Source organism: Pedobacter sp. HDW13 (genome assembly GCF_011303555.1).
Taxonomy (GTDB): Bacteria; Bacteroidota; Bacteroidia; order Sphingobacteriales; family Sphingobacteriaceae; genus Pedobacter.
Window position 1 is genome coordinate 2,256,624 of record NZ_CP049868.1, and the last position, 16,351, is coordinate 2,272,974.

16 protein-coding genes are annotated in these 16,351 nt (G+C 39.1%); 6 read left to right on the forward strand and 10 right to left on the reverse strand.

Features of this window, described 5'->3' with window-relative positions; genetic code table 11:
* Positions 1–20: 20 nt before the first annotated feature.
* Positions 21–2,702, reverse strand: coding sequence for a M14 metallopeptidase family protein (locus G7074_RS09480; protein ID WP_124558960.1), 2,682 nt, complete (start codon positions 2,700–2,702; stop codon positions 21–23).
* Between the two features lie 199 nt (positions 2,703–2,901).
* Between G7074_RS09480 and G7074_RS09485 the strand changes: the two genes are divergently transcribed.
* Both G7074_RS09485 and G7074_RS09490 read left to right on the forward strand, forming a co-directional pair.
* Entirely contained in the window at positions 2,902–3,288 is a 387-nt protein-coding gene (locus G7074_RS09485) for an acyl-CoA thioesterase (RefSeq protein ID WP_124558959.1), read from the forward strand.
* A 73-nt stretch (positions 3,289–3,361) separates the two neighbouring features.
* Entirely contained in the window at positions 3,362–4,030 is a 669-nt protein-coding gene (locus G7074_RS09490; RefSeq protein WP_166208118.1) for a class I SAM-dependent methyltransferase, read from the forward strand.
* 55 nt (positions 4,031–4,085) lie between these two features.
* On the opposite strand, the gene G7074_RS09495 is transcribed toward G7074_RS09490, so the two are convergent.
* From G7074_RS09495 to G7074_RS09505, 3 genes are read right to left on the reverse strand one after another with little or no spacing between them, the layout of a single operon-like run.
* A complete protein-coding gene (locus G7074_RS09495) occupies positions 4,086–4,895 on the reverse strand; it encodes a phosphatidate cytidylyltransferase (RefSeq protein WP_124558957.1) in 810 nt (269 codons plus the stop codon).
* A 47-nt stretch (positions 4,896–4,942) separates the two neighbouring features.
* Positions 4,943–5,149: a putative signal transducing protein gene (locus tag G7074_RS09500; protein WP_158673996.1), complete on the reverse strand. Its 207-nt coding sequence runs from the start codon at positions 5,147–5,149 to the stop codon at positions 4,943–4,945.
* Positions 5,130–6,056 carry a CPBP family intramembrane glutamic endopeptidase gene (locus G7074_RS09505; RefSeq protein ID WP_124558955.1) on the reverse strand — a complete coding sequence of 309 codons (927 nt, stop codon included), beginning with the start codon at positions 6,054–6,056 and terminating at the stop codon, positions 5,130–5,132. The genes G7074_RS09500 and G7074_RS09505 overlap by 20 nt, the downstream gene beginning before the upstream one ends.
* A 43-nt stretch (positions 6,057–6,099) precedes the next feature.
* Between G7074_RS09505 and dusB the strand changes: the two genes are divergently transcribed.
* Together dusB and apaG are read left to right on the forward strand one after the other, a co-directional pair.
* Positions 6,100–7,107, forward strand: a complete 1,008-nt coding sequence (gene dusB / locus G7074_RS09510; RefSeq protein ID WP_124558954.1) for a tRNA dihydrouridine synthase DusB — start codon at positions 6,100–6,102, stop codon at positions 7,105–7,107.
* A gap of 34 nt (positions 7,108–7,141) precedes the next feature.
* Positions 7,142–7,528 (forward strand): Co2+/Mg2+ efflux protein ApaG, encoded by a 387-nt coding sequence (gene apaG, locus G7074_RS09515; protein ID WP_124558953.1) that lies wholly within the window; start codon positions 7,142–7,144, stop codon positions 7,526–7,528.
* A gap of 401 nt (positions 7,529–7,929) precedes the next feature.
* Here apaG and G7074_RS09520 read toward each other — a convergent pair whose 3' ends face one another.
* A complete protein-coding gene (locus G7074_RS09520; RefSeq protein WP_124559022.1) occupies positions 7,930–8,625 on the reverse strand; it encodes a zinc metallopeptidase in 696 nt (231 codons plus the stop codon).
* A gap of 83 nt (positions 8,626–8,708) precedes the next feature.
* Here G7074_RS09520 and G7074_RS09525 point away from each other — a divergent pair, with 83 nt between their 5' ends.
* Positions 8,709–9,845, forward strand: coding sequence for an FAD-binding oxidoreductase (locus G7074_RS09525; RefSeq protein WP_166208121.1), 1,137 nt, complete (start codon positions 8,709–8,711; stop codon positions 9,843–9,845).
* On the opposite strand, the gene G7074_RS09530 is transcribed toward G7074_RS09525, so the two are convergent.
* Both G7074_RS09530 and purU read right to left on the reverse strand, forming a co-directional pair.
* Positions 9,840–10,679: a tetratricopeptide repeat protein gene (locus tag G7074_RS09530; RefSeq protein WP_124558951.1), complete on the reverse strand. Its 840-nt coding sequence runs from the start codon at positions 10,677–10,679 to the stop codon at positions 9,840–9,842. The genes G7074_RS09525 and G7074_RS09530 overlap by 6 nt on opposite strands.
* A gap of 165 nt (positions 10,680–10,844) precedes the next feature.
* Positions 10,845–11,684: a formyltetrahydrofolate deformylase gene (gene purU / locus G7074_RS09535; protein WP_124558950.1), complete on the reverse strand. Its 840-nt coding sequence runs from the start codon at positions 11,682–11,684 to the stop codon at positions 10,845–10,847.
* 189 nt (positions 11,685–11,873) lie between these two features.
* On the opposite strand from purU, the gene rmuC reads away from it, so the two are divergent.
* The gene (gene rmuC / locus G7074_RS09540) at positions 11,874–13,247 is read left to right on the forward strand and encodes a DNA recombination protein RmuC (protein WP_166208124.1); all 1,374 of its coding nucleotides are present in this window, start codon (positions 11,874–11,876) and stop codon (positions 13,245–13,247) included.
* Between the two features lie 266 nt (positions 13,248–13,513).
* On the opposite strand, the gene G7074_RS09545 is transcribed toward rmuC, so the two are convergent.
* The 3 genes from G7074_RS09545 to G7074_RS09555 form a co-directional block, all read right to left on the reverse strand.
* Positions 13,514–13,954, reverse strand: coding sequence for a hypothetical protein (locus G7074_RS09545; protein ID WP_124558948.1), 441 nt, complete (start codon positions 13,952–13,954; stop codon positions 13,514–13,516).
* Positions 13,955–13,975: 21 nt separating this feature from the next.
* Positions 13,976–15,013, reverse strand: coding sequence for a thiamine-phosphate kinase (thiL, locus tag G7074_RS09550; RefSeq protein WP_166208127.1), 1,038 nt, complete (start codon positions 15,011–15,013; stop codon positions 13,976–13,978).
* A 94-nt stretch (positions 15,014–15,107) separates the two neighbouring features.
* On the reverse strand, positions 15,108–16,346 hold the full coding sequence (locus G7074_RS09555) for a dicarboxylate/amino acid:cation symporter (RefSeq protein ID WP_166208130.1): 1,239 nt from the start codon (positions 16,344–16,346) through the stop codon (positions 15,108–15,110).
* Between the last annotated feature and the right edge of the window lie 5 nt (positions 16,347–16,351).

Here is a 16,351-nt window from a genome sequence, read left to right on the forward strand (position 1 = left end):
TGAACCGTGTGTAATGATTATTATTGATATAACTGATTAAATATCAATTTAAATGTACCGTGTGTTTGTGCCCTGAATGCAATCTCAGGTCCAAAGGCAAACAGTTTTCCTTTACCCACTTTGGCTTCAAAAGCGGTTACCCCGTCCTGCAGGTAGGCCTGTCCCCAGGCCCAACCACTCCGCAAAGGCGTAGCATTTTCGAACCACATTAAGGGTTTAATTTTTCCTGATGCAATGGCATCGCCGGTTAATTTAAAAACTGGACTATTATCAAAATAAACATCTGCTTCTTTTTCCATTCCCCAGGTACATGGCAAACTGGTGTCAACTGCTACATTTAAAACACTGCCCGGAACATAATATTTTTCGGCAGGTAACCTTTTTTCTTCCCCATTAACAATTTCCATCATCGCATTGCGTACAGGTAATTTTAAATGATAAGCCAGATTGGTGCTACTGCCAATGGTAACGATATTTCCTCCTGCTTCTAAAAATTTTTTCAACTCTGGGATCGATTTATCAGCACTTATCCTGCCTAAGCGGTTTCTATATTCCTGCGGAACTTCTTCCATTTTAGGCGCGAAAGACCGGCCACCACCTTGAACAGAAGGAATGGCACCTCCAACAAAAATAATCGCATCGTATTTAGATTTTAAATTGCCTGCATCAATATCTTGCGGGTAAATTACTGTGGCATTGAAATGGTACTGCTCCATCATCCACCTTACCCACCCCGATGCCATAGAACCGCCGTAGGTGTCCCAAAGGGCAATCCGCGATGCCGAAATTTTAACTTTATCTTTTGGCACTGCTGCCGTTTTTAGTTTAACATTAGCCTTTTCTAAAACCTGTTTCCCAGCCGATGAAACATAGAAATCGCCATTTTCGGTCGAACGAAATACTTCAACCTTGTTTTTTAACAGGTCGTTTACTGCCATGTAAGAATCGTTTTGTGCCGCACTCAATACATAGCCAGCACCATTCGGAAACTTATTTTCGGCCTTTAACAAAGTACCGTAAGGGTTTTTCTCAAATGGTCCTGAAAAATCATCCAGAATGCGATCGAACTTAACATCCATCAAGTAAGCCAAAGTCCATCCAGCTGCATCGTAAGGAGGAATCGGCGCACCGCCTTCATATTTAAAATCGTTAGGGTGATCTTGCGGCTCAAACATATCAAGCACATGCGGGCGAAAAGCCTGATCGGTTTTAACCACATAACTGCCCGCAGGGTAATTTTTACCAGCTACCGTAAATCCTGCCGTTGCCTTTTGTACCACAATGCCCGTTCTGATCAGCGCATTTAAAAATTTTATAGCCGAATTAAAATCAGGCTGATCTGCAGAAACAATATAACCACGCGGGTCGCGGTTTGCAGGTGCTTTCATCACGGTATCGAAAGCTTTAATACTAAGTTGCCTAGAGCCGAAGTCGGCATCACCCGTGGCTGCGCTTTCTTTATCTTTTTTGGCTGCATTATTAATCGCTTCGATTTTCTTTGGCGAAAACGACCAGGTGTCTTTTTTACCCCGTTCAATAGAGTTTCTGCCCATTTGGTAAATATTAAACAACAGCTCATCACGATAACGCTGTGCATAGTTTAAAACCGCATAGTTTAACGATACAGAATAATCGATTGAGTTTTTAAAATACCATTTTCTAGGGGTAACAGGGTTCGGAGAATCGCTATTAGGCAATAAGCGTGATGGAACCAAAGGAATTTCTGATGGAGTAGGGTTGCCCACAATCTCGGTCAGTAAGCCAATCATATTATGAAAATAGGTTGTTGTTCTTAAACCACCGTTGTACCAGGTAGAAAAAACGGAACCACCACGCTGGGTATAACCGGGCTTATTTTCTACGTTCATCCGGGTATGCATGGCTGCGCCTACAGCATCCAAACTGGTTAACAAAGTTGGGTCGAATACATAATTGAAAGGATCGCGGTAGGGTGGGCCTGCAACGACCGTTCCTGCCGGGCCTGCCTGATGGTGGTTGTACATAATTTGCGGAATCCATTCAACAAAAAGCTGTCGACCTATATTTTGGGTTTCTTTTAGGTTTAACATAAAGAAATCGCGATTATTATCGTGCCCTGCGTACTTTTCATACAAAACCGGCAAACCCGAAGTTGTTCTCTTGCTCTGATCCTTTTCACGCATGTACCAGTTACTCATCAGCTCTTGTCCATCTGGGTTGGCATGTGTAAATAAAATGATCACATTATCGAGGATACGTAAGGTTTCCGGATCAGTTCTCGAAGCAAATTCATATGCTGTTTGAATTAACTGATGCGCTCCCACCACTTCATTGGCGTGCAAACCGCCATCAATCCAAACCACAGCTTTTCCTTCGGCGGCTAATGCTTTAGCCTGTTCTGTCGTAATTTCGGCATGTGCCAGCTGTTGCGAAATTTCTTTATAGCGATCTAACTTCTTCAAATTTTCGGGCGAAGAAACAATCAGCATGTACTGGCTTCTTCCTTCTTCGGTTTGGCCAATATCAACCAGTTTAACTCGTTTGGAGGTTTCGGCCAGTTTTTTAAAGTAAGCCGAAGTTTGGGTATAATTGGCCAGCTGGTAATTATCGCCAATATCAAAACCGAAATGCGATTTCGGCGTTGGCACTTCCTGAGCCTGGACAGCACAATAAGCGGTAATTAAAAAAGCTAAACAAATCTTTTTCAGGTAGTTTTTTATCATAATTGAGTTAGTTTGATGGATAATCAAATATAATATAGAAAGTGGAGCGATTTTACATGCGCTAAATTTGTTACAGTGAACGCCTTGTATCAACTTTGAATTTGATCGATGCAATATTTCTTCTTAATTTTTCAAATTATCAAAAATTAAAATTTTTCGGCGCTAATTTCTACATTTGACCATAACTTATACCTAAAAAATGACCTTAGCAGAAAGAATAGAAAACTCTAAAACCAGTATTTTCAAAGCCGTTTTCCCGAATACCACAAACCACTACGATACACTTTTTGGCGGTACCGCTATGCACATGATGGATGAAGTTGCTTTTATAACCGCCACTCGTTTTAGCAGGCAGATTATGGTTACTGTGAGCAGCGACAGGATAGATTTTAAAAAACCAATCCCAGCCGGAACCATTGTAGAGCTAATTGGCAAAGTAAACCATGTAGGTAACACCAGTTTAAAAGTGAATGTCGAAATTTATATCGAACAAATGTATGCCGAAGGCCGTGAACTGGCTGTACATGGCGATTTTACCTTTGTGGCAATAGATGAAAACAAAAAGCCGGTTCAGGTAATCAAATAATCATGTAAAACTCTTTCTAAATGATATAACAGTTGAGGTGGGCAGTCCTTTATTTTTGAAAAAACTTAAACTTATGGAACATCAGCATAGCACAGCAGATTTAGAAAATATTGCCAAACAACTAGCCTGTCCTGAAGGCGCACAGGGTATTAAAACAGGTGAGCTGATGAGCATCAACAATCTTGGGATGACACATGCTGCTATTGATGCCCTCGTTATTGAAAAAGGAGATATCATACTGGAGATTGGTCACGGAAATGGTTCACATATCGAATATCTACTTAAAAAGGCTAATGATATCCGGTACTTCGGCGCAGATATTTCTGAAACGATGATTACCGAGGCCCGCAAAATAAACGCCGCGTTTATAGAAAAAGGTTTGGTTCATTTTCAGCTCACCAATGGTATAGACCTGCTATACGCAGACGAACAATTCGATAACGCTTTTACAGTAAATACCCTTTATTTTTGGCCAGAACCTATTCAATACCTTAAGCAAATTAGGGATGTATTAAAACCAAATGGGTTATTTGCGCTTTGTTTCGCTGATAAAACCTTCATGGAGAAACTGCCCTTTACTCCTTATGGATTTACACTTTACGGCGTAGAAAAAGTACAGCAACTATTGGAAAGTACCGGCTTTACCATAAAAAATACAATTAAAAAATTAGAGCAGGTACAAAGTAGCGGCGGTGAATATGTAGAAAGAGCATACTATGTAGTCGTTGCTTCTGCCAATTAAATTTTAGCATCTATAGTCCTCATAACAAACGAAAGAGGCTCGCCAATGTTATTCTTTAATACAAAATCAGATACAGGTAAGCGTAAACCACAGGGGCTGCCAGTAATAAACCATCAAAGCGGTCTAACAAGCCGCCATGCCCAGGTAATAACCCGCCACTATCTTTGGTATCCAGACTGCGTTTTAACATCGATTCTACCAGATCGCCGAGGGTACCAAAGCTGGCAATTAATAAAGCCATGCCTGCCCAAACCCAAACTGGACTTTCAGTAAATAGAAACGATAGGCCATAGGCAACCAAAACACTGGTAAACATACCCCCAAAAAAGCCTTCCCAGCTCTTTTTAGGCGAGTGGCGCTCAAATAATTTGCGTTTGCCATATTTTACCCCAAAAAGATAAGCACCGGTATCGTTTGCCCATAACATCAGTAAAAATGCCAGCGGGAAATGAAAATTATACTCGTTCCAGTTTTTTAAAAAGCCAAGCGCATGAAAAAAACAAAAAGGAATGGTTACATAAACAAAGCCCACAAAAGTGTAGGATATATTGGCAAAGGGAATTTTATTTTTCTTGTATAACTCGGTAATAAAAACCGAAAAAATAAGCGGTATACAAAGCAACAGGTACTTAACATCGTATTTAAGGTAATGTAAACCTGCAGCCATTAAAAAGACAAGTGCACCTGCAGCCAGGCCAATGTTTCTATGCGGCCTGATACCCGAATTTTTAATCAGTTTATAAAACTCAAGCAGCGATAAAACGCTTAAAACGAGATAGAATGCGGTAAATGTATAAGTACCCAGCAAAATAGAGCCAAGCATTACAATGGTAAAAAAGAAAGCGGTTATTGCCCTGGTTTTCATGCTAAAAAGGTAAAATGTGGGATGTAAAATGGATGAGGTTTGACATGTTATTCGATTTCGTTTTCGACGATATATTCGATGGCCTTATTGAAATCTACTTTATTAACCAGCACATTTATTTCGCCAATATAATAAGCCGAGAGCTGTTTATTCATCGTTACGGCCGGAATTCCAGCTTCTGTTAAGCCCTGTTTTAATACCTCGGCAGCGAAGGCATCGCCGGTAGTATATACTTTAACCCAATTTTCGCTCACGTGCTGCGCTATCTTTAAAAAATTTAAACAAAGCTATGGTAATTATTGCACTAATTAAATAGCCATACCACGGAAATCCGATTGGTTCGTCGGCTTTATCGAGTGGGATATTGTGTTTTTGCATGTAAAAGGCTGCACAAACAGCGTAAGCATTATTTAAAAAGTGCGCAAACATGGCATACCAGATACTGCCACTATAATAATACAGGTAACCAAAACCTGCTCCCAGCAGCATCCGCGGTACGAAACCATAAAACTGTACATGTATGGTACTAAAAATAATGGCCGAGAGCCATATCGCTAAGTGTGGATTGCCAAAAGCCCGCTCCAATGAGCGCTGTACACCGCCTCTAAACATTAGTTCTTCTCCAATGGCTGGTAAAACTGCAATCATTACCAGGTTTACGATAAAATCGAAATTACTCCTTACCGTAATTAGCTGAATGGTCATTTTGGCTGCCAGTTGCTCTTTTTCTTTCATCCAGGCCTCAATCCCCTTTAAAAAGCCTGGCAAAGCCATTTTTTGGTTCCAGATTACTGTCCACTCCATAAAGGGCATACTCACTATCATAATAATTACAACCAGCAAAAGCAATAAAACCTTTGGCTGCCTGAAGCTATAAAACCGGGCAATTTTTGTTCTTTCAGTTAAGGCCAAGGCTAGCGCAGGTAAAATAAATGTACCTATCGAACTTAAAATCTGTATTACCTTCAAACCTGAAATATACCTAGCATCGCCCGATAAAAGCAGGTCGAAATTACTCAACAAACCCATCCCATATATGGCAATACAGATTACAAATGCAATGATGCCGAAAACCAAAGCCCCAGCAACTGCGTAAAATAAAAGTAAAAGTAATTGTAAGAAAGGATTGATTTCCTCGCGTTTAGGTGTTACAAAATTCATTATTTGTACCTTTGTATGTTTTATTAATCGTTGAAGATAGAAAATGTCTGTAAAGATAGGAAATATTGATTTAGGAGAATTCCCGTTATTGCTTGCCCCAATGGAGGATGTGAGCGACCCGCCGTTCCGTTACGTATGCAAACAAAACGGGGCGGATATGATGTACACCGAATTTATTTCTTCGGAAGGATTGATCCGCGATGCAGCAAAAAGCAGACAGAAACTGGATATTTTTGAATATGAAAGACCTATCGGCATACAGATTTTTGGTGGCGATATCGATCACATGCGCGAGGCTTCAGAAATTGCCTCTGCAGCCGGACCGGATTTAGTTGACATTAACTACGGCTGCCCGGTAAAAAACGTAGTTTGCAAAGGCGCTGGCTCCAGCCTCCTTCAGGACATTGATAAAATGGTAAAAATGACAGATGCCGTTGTGAAGGCATCGCACCTGCCTGTTACCGTTAAAACCCGCCTGGGTTGGGATGATAACACCAAAAATGTTCGAGAAGTGGCTGAAAGGTTACAGGATGTTGGCATTCAGGCTTTAACCATTCACGGCAGAACAAGGGCTCAACTATACAAAGGGGAGGCCGACTGGACGCTGATCAGGGAAATTAAACGTAACCCGAGAATTACGATTCCAATTTTTGGCAATGGTGATGTTGATAGCCCCGAAAAAGCAGCAAACTGGCGCATGGAATATGAAGTGGATGGCATTATGATTGGCCGTGCGGCTATTGGTTATCCCTGGATTTTCCGCGAGGTTAAACATTTCTTCGAAACCGGCGAGCACCTTCCCGGACCAACCATTGAAGAGAGAATTAACGTTTGCCGTACACATTTAGATAAATCGCTGGAATGGAAAGGTCCTAAAACCGGAATCTTTGAAATGCGCCGCCATTATGCCAATTATTTTAAAGGGCTTCCTGACTTTAAACCTTACCGCATGCGCCTGGTGGCCGAGCCCGATATCAATAACATTTACAGTATTTTAGCAGAAGTGGCAGAAAAATTTGCACATTACGATGCCACAAAAGTACTGGCTTGATTTTTGAACAGTTTTTTATACATTCGTTATCATCATGGTTACAGCTATTACAGATGGGGTTAAAGTTTCGGTAGAGACGGTTTACCAGCCAGAATATTCAAATCCGGCTAATGAACATTATATGTTCGCTTATCGTGTAGAAATATCTAATCTTTCTGATTATGCTGTACAACTGATGCGCCGCCAGTGGTTTATTTTTGATTCGAACAGTAGCCGGAGAGAGGTGGAAGGAGAGGGTGTTGTTGGTTTACAACCTATCATTCAGCCTGGCGAAACCCATGTGTACGTATCAGGTTGCAATTTAAAAACCGATATGGGCAGTATGAAAGGTACCTACCTTATGAAACGTGCTTTAGATGAGTCGGAATTCGACGTAGACATTCCTGAATTTCAGCTTGTAGCACCTTATAAATTGAATTAATTTTTTTATTGTTAAGTCCTGCCGCAAATCGTCATTTCGATCCGATAGCCATCGTATGAAAGCGTGGCGGAATGCCTGCCCTTAGAGGCGGCTAGAAATCTCTAAATCAAACTATAGATTTCTCCAAAACATTCGAAATGACGACAAATCTATTAGAAAGCAATTTCAGCATTTCATTTTAAGTTTTATGCCTAATGCAACTACAAATAGCAGAACTGCTTGCACCACCTAAACCTGATTGTAACAGACATGAGTGCAACGAGTAAAGTGGAGAGCATGGGTGCATTCGCCGATAATAAAACGAAACCTGCTTTCCAAAAAAGGATCATTATTTCAAAAATATCTTTAAACAAAAATGGCCAGAATAAAATTCTGACCATCATGCATTTAATAAATTATTGCTAATCTCTGCTTCTTCCAAAAAGCATCGAAGCATAGTATAGCAAATTTGCAAGGGCACCAACCGCTGCAACAACATAGGTCATTGCGGCCCACCATAAAGCATCTTTAGCTTGTGTATTTTCTTCCTGCGTTTGCATTACCCCATGATTATTTCTTAACCAGGCCAAAGCTCTGTTGCTCGCATCGAACTCTACAGGCAGGGTAATAATGCTGAATATAGTTATTAAAGCCAGGCCAACCACACCAATTGCCAACACAATCGGGTTACCGGTAAAACTGATTAAAAGCACACCAATTAACAAAACCCATTGTAAAAGGTTAGAAGAAATGCTTACCACCGGAACCATGCTGCTCCGTAACTGCAGCCAGTTATACGATTTGGCTTGCTGCAAAGCATGACCACATTCGTGTGCTGCAACTGCTGCTGCCGCCACACTGCGGCTGTAGTAAACATCTGTACTTAAATTTACAGTTTTATCTGTCGGGTTATAATGATCAGTTAATTGTCCTTCGGTACTCATCACCTTCACATCGTATATCCCGTTATCATGCAGCATCCTTTCTGCCACCTCCTTGCCCGATAAACCTGAGCTCAATTGCATTTCGGCGTATTTGGAAAACTTGTTTCTAAATCGCCATTGTACAAACATGCTCAGTAACAATACCGGGATTATTAATATTAAATAAACTCCCATTTTCTCATGTATGTTTTTCATATCCAGTATATCAAAAAGCGTTCCCATATTATTTGATTGTTAAAAAACAGTACATTTATAGTATGCCAAATGCACTTTCATACTGGGAAAGAGAATCATTTTTTAATTATGATGTAATTATTATTGGCAGTGGCATTGTGGGTTTAAACGCGGCAGTACACCTTAAAAAATCGGCACCATCTTTAAAAATAGCGCTGCTTGAAAGTGGTTTTTTACCCACCGGTGCAAGCACCAAAAATGCCGGTTTTGCATGCTTTGGCAGCATTTCTGAACTCATTGAACAACAAGAAAAGGCTGGTTTGGACGGTTTGGCCGCGCTTATAGAAAAACGCTGGAAAGGCCTGCTTAAGCTCCGCAATTTACTTGGCGATAACACTATTGATTACCAGTGTTTAGGTGGCTATGAAATATTTAGAAAAGGTGACCACTTATTGGCCTCAACATGTGTAGCCAAAATTGAACATTACAACAAGTTAACGCTTAATATCGTTGGGCCTGATGCTTTTAGTGCCAAACCTAAAAAAGCATCTGCTTTTGGTTTCGGACCAACTGAAACATTAATTGAAAACAAATACGAAGCGCAGATCGATACCGGTAAAATGATGTTTGCCCTGATTGGCTATGCCCAACAACTTGGCATTTGCATATTTAACAATTGCACTGTTAATCATATTGCCGAAGAAACACAAGGCCTGAGCTTAGTTACTGCAAACGGTGCTTTTTCCTGCAAAAAAACGATCGTAGCTACTAACGCTTTTATTAAGGATTTAATTCCCGAGGTAGACATCGCTCCCGGAAGAGGGCAGGTTTTAATTACCAAACCCATTAAAGGTTTAAAAATTAAAGGCACTTTTCATTACGATAAAGGCTATTATTATTTCCGAAACATCAACAACCGGATTTTGCTGGGTGGAGGCCGTAATATTGATTTCAAAGCAGAAGAAACCACCACTTTTGGGCAAACAACAACAGTTCGGCAAGCCTTACAAAATTTACTGGATACTTTGATTTTACCCCAAACGCACTATGAAATAGACCAGGAATGGAGCGGCATCATGGCTTTCGGCAAAACACTCGAACCGCTTATTGAAGAAATTAAGCCCAATGTATTTTGCGCAACGCGCTGTAACGGAATGGGGATTGCTATTGGTTCGCAAACCGGAGAAGATGTGGCTGAACTGCTTTTAAAAAATTTATAATTTATCCATTTCAGCTTGCATCATCGTCAATTTTTGCGCAAACTGATCTCCTGTCTTACTGTACTTTTTAACTTCATCTCCCCAATAATTAAACTTCTGTTTGTTTTTTAAGAGATAGTAATGATAAGCTATATTGTGTGCCATTTCACTTTTTGAAGCGCTATCAGAACAATCTTTATCAGCATTTTTATATGTTTCTTCGGCATCTGTTAATTTAATATTCAGTTGAGCATAAACAAGCTCCCTATGTAGCAAACAATTTTTCGGGTTTTCAATAATAGCCTGTTTTAATAAAAAAACTGCCTTATCATATTGCTTTAGTACATTATAGGCAAAAGCAAATTCAAGAATCAATCCATTGTATTTTGGATCGATTGCTTTTACTTTCTCCAAGTATACCAGCGCTCTATCTGCCAAATCCCACTGATTGCAGACATATCCTAGCCGAAAAAGCCTGTGAACGTCTTTGTTATCCGTTTTATATCCTTTTAACCAATCTGGAGTGCCCTGTATCTGAAGATCGGCAAATTTCGAAGTAGGAATAAGGGCAGCCAAAACTCTAGTTGGTGGAATACGATGTTTAACCATCGAATTATTGATCTTTCTCCCTATATATTTTCCATTTTCGTCTATCTTAAATGTTCCTTCAACATTAAGGGTTAAGCCAGCCTGATTATCCAAATAAATGAATCCAAAATTATAAGTGCTGTCTTTGTTCATTGGAAAAGCAACCCACTTATCCTCACAGTTAATTAATGAGTGATTAAATTGAAGTTCGGTTTGAGCTTTTGATCCGATAGACCAAAGTATGAGAAACATTAATATATATTTCATTTTGAGCGTTTATACGTTAATTGAGCATTTGCAGATGCTAAATATAGAAATTTACTAAAACGTTAGCAAAGTATTCGGTTCCCAAAAAATCCTTTTTATAATATTGTTTTATATGATAATTAATCCTTGATATAACGATACGCCAAACGCTTAGCCCAAAACGCCCTACTTAAACACTATCGTTTTATTTCCGCTTACAAAAACCCGGTCTTCGAAAATTAATTCAAGCGCCTCCAACAATACTTTTTTCTCGATTTCCTTTCCGGCACGCACCATTTCCTTAACGCCAAAATTATGGTCAACATGGTTGGTATGCTGGGTAATAATAGGTCCTTCATCCAGGTTATCGGTTACAAAATGAGCCGTTGCACCAATAATCTTTACTCCCCTTTCAAAAGCCTGGCGGTAGGGGTTAGCACCTATAAACGCCGGTAGAAATGAATGGTGGATGTTGATGATCTTACCGGCATAATCTTTCACAAAATCGGCCGATAAAATGCGCATAAATTTGGCCAGCACCAGGTAATCTACATCAAACTGATTAATAATTTCCTTTATTTCCGTTTCAAAAGTGCTTTTATCTTTACCATTATGATCGACATAAAAGAATGGGATACCTAGTTTTTCTGTAAAATCACATAGCGACTCATAGTTGCCAATTACGCACCTTACATTGGCACCCAAAGTTTTAAATTGGTTTTTGATCAGTATTTCGGCCAGGCAATGGTATTCTTTCGTTACCAAAACTGCAATCTGTTTTTCCTGTTGGGTTATTAAATTAACTTCAGCATTTTCAGGAAGTTTTTCGAGCAATTTCTCTTTCAGCTCTTCAGCATTTCCCAGCACTCCGGTACAAGCTATGCGCGTAAAGAATGCCTTGTTTGCTTCATCAACAAATTCGCGCATGGCAATAATGTTAAGCTGATGCGCAGCCAATACACGGGTAATATGTGTTACTAAACCAACCTGGTCAGGGCAGGAAATGAGTACAGTTAATTCGTTCATTTATATACAGAAAACCAATGATAAAAATTTTTTCGGTGATTTTCTGACTTTTTAATATAATAGCTTTCTTTAAATATGCTAAAAGCTTTGGTACAGACCATCTAGTTTTTCACTCAACACCAAAACAGCCGGCGAATTATTTTGGTAAATACACTTATTTTTTTGAATTTTACTAAAATTTTTATCATTATGGAGTACATTGCCGTTGCATTATTAGTTGTTGTTTTAATTGTTTTGATCATTTTGCTGGTGAGAAAGCCACAAACTACGTTAGCTCAATTTTCAGTTGAAGATTTTGAACGCATAAGGATCGAAAACGAATCGCTAAAAATTAACCTGGCCAAAGCCGAAGAGCGGGTGGCTAATTTATCGACAGAGAAAGAACATGTTACCATTTTGCTTAAGCAGGAGCAACAGCGCCTGATAGATGAACTGCAATCGGAGCGCGATCGCCTGGCCGATGCCAACCGCGAACTGGAAAGCACCCGGTCTTTTTACCTGGCCGAAAAAGAAAAACTGGCTGAGCAAAAGATCAGTTTCGAACAGTCACAACAAAAACTTAATAAAGATTTCGAGCTAATTGCCAATAAAATACTGGAAGAAAAATCGACTAAATTTATTGAGCAAAACCGTACTAACCTCGACATTATCTTAAATCCGCTTAAAGAGAACATTAAAGCTTTTGAAGACAAGGTAGAAAAAGTTTACAAAGCCGAATCGGATGAAAGAAATACACTGAAAGGGGTAATTTCTTTATTGATGGACCAAAGCAAGCAGATACAGGAAGATGCCAATAACTTAACAAAGGCTTTAAAAGGCGATAGCAAAAAACAGGGAAACTGGGGTGAGGTAATTTTAGAGAAGGTTTTAGAACGCTCAGGGCTGGTGCGTGATCAGGAATACCGTATACAGGCCACACACACCTCTGCAGATGGCAGCCGCTTTCAACCAGATGTGGTAATCGATTTACCCGACGATAAACATCTTATTGTAGATGCTAAGGTGAGTTTAGTGGCTTACGAGCGTTCTGTGTCAGCCGAAACAGATGAAGAGCGTGAAGGCTATGTAAAACAGCATTTGGCCTCTATTAAGAATCACATCCAGGAGTTATCATCTAAAAATTACCAGGATTTGTATAAAATCAACTCGCCAGATTTCGTTTTGCTTTTTGTTCCAATAGAATCGTCGTTTAGCATTGCGGTTCAAAAAGATGCAGAGTTATTCAATTTTGCGTGGGACAGGCGGGTAGTCATTGTAAGTCCGTCTACTTTACTGGCAACTTTACGCACGATAGCCAGCATGTGGAAACAGGAGCGGCAAAACCGCAATGTAATGGAAATTGCACGTTTAAGTGGCAATATGTACGATAAATTTGTTGGCTTTATTGGCGATATGGAAAATATTGGCCGCTATGTTAAGCAAAGCCAGGATGCTTATGATAAGGCATTGAACAAGCTATCTGAAGGATCGGGCAATCTGGTTAATGCTTCAGAAAAAATTAAAAAACTCGGGGCAAAAGCAACAAAACAAATCGACACCAAATATTTAGATATTACCGATTAAGCTTAGTCGTTTTGCAACAAAGGGGGCGAAGCCACTCGATTTTTTTTTACAATTTTTATAAAAACACAAGCGAAAACCTACTAAGTTAGTTATTTTTATTTAAAGCCTATTGGACGATTTTTTTTTATATTTTTTGTTCTTCAGTATATAGTGCAATTATTTGGTTATCAGTATGAATAAGATTAATCTCCATTAATAAAAAATCGTCATTGCAGGAATTTTTCAGCTGAAAAGCAAATATCAAATAGGATTTAAAACCACATTATTTAATGATTGCTCACTTCTTTCAGTGATGTAGAATCTTTTTTTAACTGACAAATACTTACAAAAAACAAAACAACAATGCTTGCAACCCATAAATAATAACCCGAAGAAAATGAGATAATTTTTCCAGTAGAACCACTTTCAGAAATCAATATTTCTTTCCAACGTAAAAATGAAATAGCTAGAAAATTTGCTATAATAATAAAATAAATTGATCCCTTTTTATTCTTAATCAATAAGAATAAAGCGATAAAATATAAAGGATTGGCAAGCCATACCAGAAACTCTGAAGTACCTCCGCCTAACGTGGCAATACTGCCAATTATAAAATAGAGAAATGATTCGTCAGATTTCAAACCATTACCTGTTTCAATAATTAAAGCGGGTCTGGTTAATGAAAAAACAAAGAGACCAACACTTAAATAAAGTGCCGGTCTCTTCAAAATATAGCTTATTATTATCATTTATTTAAAAGCGTTCCAACCCTGGGCTTTTAATTCGTGTACATTGTTTGATTTAGAAACCATTTTACAACCCGAATTTTTATCGGTTACGTGGCCAATCACTGTGATATCTACATCATGTTTCAGTTTTTTATAATCATCCTGACTAATTGTAAATAGCAATTCGTAATCTTCGCCACCACTTAAAGCACAAACGGTTGGATCTATTCCCAATTCACGTGCAGTTTCGTATGTCATCGGATCTAAAGGAATTTTCTCTTCGTAAATCGTAATGCCTTTATCGCTTTCAGTTGCCAAATGCAAAATTTCTGAAGCCAAACCATCCGAAATATCAATCATCGAAGTAGGTTTAATATCCATTTCTTCTAAAAGCGCTACAATATCCATACGTGCTTCGGGTTTTAACTGACGCTCAATAATGTAATCTTTGCCTTCCAGATCAGGTTGGATTTGAGGATTTTCCAGGTAAATTAATTTTTCACGCTCCAATATCTGAAGGCCCATATAGGCACCGCCTAAATCACCGGAAACACAAAGCAAATCATTTTCCTGCGCACCGTTTCTGTACACCACGTTATCGGCATCGGCATAGCCAATACTGGTAATGCTGATTACCAAGCCCTGTTTACTCGACGAAGTATCGCCACCAATTAGATCGATATTGTATTTATTGCAGGCCAGTTCAATACCCTTATAAATTTCCTCAACAGCCTCCAAAGGAAACTTGCTCGAAACACCAATAGAAACCGTAATCTGACTAGCCTTTCCATTCATTGCATAAATATCGCTCAGGTTTACCTGTACCGCTTTGTAACCCAGGTGGATTAAGGGTACATAAGCCAGATCGAAATGTATACCTTCCAATAAAAGATCGGTTGAAACCAGTATCTGTTTTCCTTTAGAATCCAAAACAGCAGCATCATCGCCAATACCTTTTACCGAATAGCCATTTCTGATTTTAAAATTTGTGGTTAAGTGTTTGATTAAACCAAACTCTCCTAATTGATTAATATCTGTACGTTCTTTATTTTCAAACATATATTTGTTCTTTCTTCAATATTTTTTATCATGCTGAACTTGTGTCAGCATCTCTTTTTATAACTTACAACACTCATCACCTGCATATCCTTCATCACGATGACAATTTTTTATTATCCATCCAGTTCTTTCCTTCTGTAAACCTGGCAATTAACATGGCTGCCACATTATCGCCGGTTGCATTCAGCAATGTTGCCATCGGATCGACTAACGTGCCAATAATCATGGCCGGAGGCAAAGCTTCTGGTGGGAGCTGGTAAGCCGAAATCATCAATAACTCGCCAATATAACCACCATTTGGTATGCCACCTTCAACAATACTAACCAAAACTGTAATGCCTAAAGCCAGAATAATGGTATCTACATGGGCCAGATCTTTTCCAAAAATGGCAAAAACAACTACAATTTTAATGATTGAACTGATACTAGATCCATCTTTGTGCAGTGTAGATCCCAGCGGAATGGTTACGTTGGTTATATATGCCGGAACGCCCATTTTGGTAGTCCCATCTAAATTAGCAGGTATAGTAGCAATGCTGCTGCAGGTACCAATCGCAGTTAAAGAGGGCACAATATTGTTTTTCCAAAATATTTTTATGGCTTTAAATCCACCTGCAATAAAAGCATAAAGGGTAAAAAACACAATAAAATAAAATGCGCCAACCCCATAATATAAACCAAGTGCTTTTGCATAAGTACCAAAAAGTTGCGGTCCGAAAACACCTACCTGATAGGCAAAATAAGCACCCAAACCAATAGGCCCCAGTTTCATGATCAGGATAATCAGTTTTTTCATTACCTCATTTCCCGATACCAAAAACTTTTTAAATTCCGTGCCCGATTCTTCAGCATATAGCGTTGAAAAACCAACCAAAACGGAAAAAATAATCAGCGCCAGCATATTTTTACGACTACCAATTTCATAAAATTCGCTAACCGTAAAAAGCTGAGTCATTTGCTCGCCAACTGACTGAATTTTAGTGGTTTCCTCAGGTAAATTACTGGCCGACAGTTGTTGATGAATAGGGAAGATCCAGCTGGCCACCAACGTTAAAACTGCCGAAATTAAAACCGTTGCCAGAAAAACCAAAACCATAATCGTTAAGAGCTTTCCCAATTTTTTCGAGCGGTCTATATTGGCAATGGCCGATGAAACCGCAAAAAATACCAATGGAATTACAGCCGTAAACAACAGGTTTAAAAATATATCGCCAAGTGGTTTTATACTTTCAACACTTTTCCCAAAAATTAAACCGACTATGCTCCCAACTGTAATACCAGCCAAAAGCCACAATAAACCCGCATAATTTTTAAGGATGTTGTTCTTTTCCATATAGC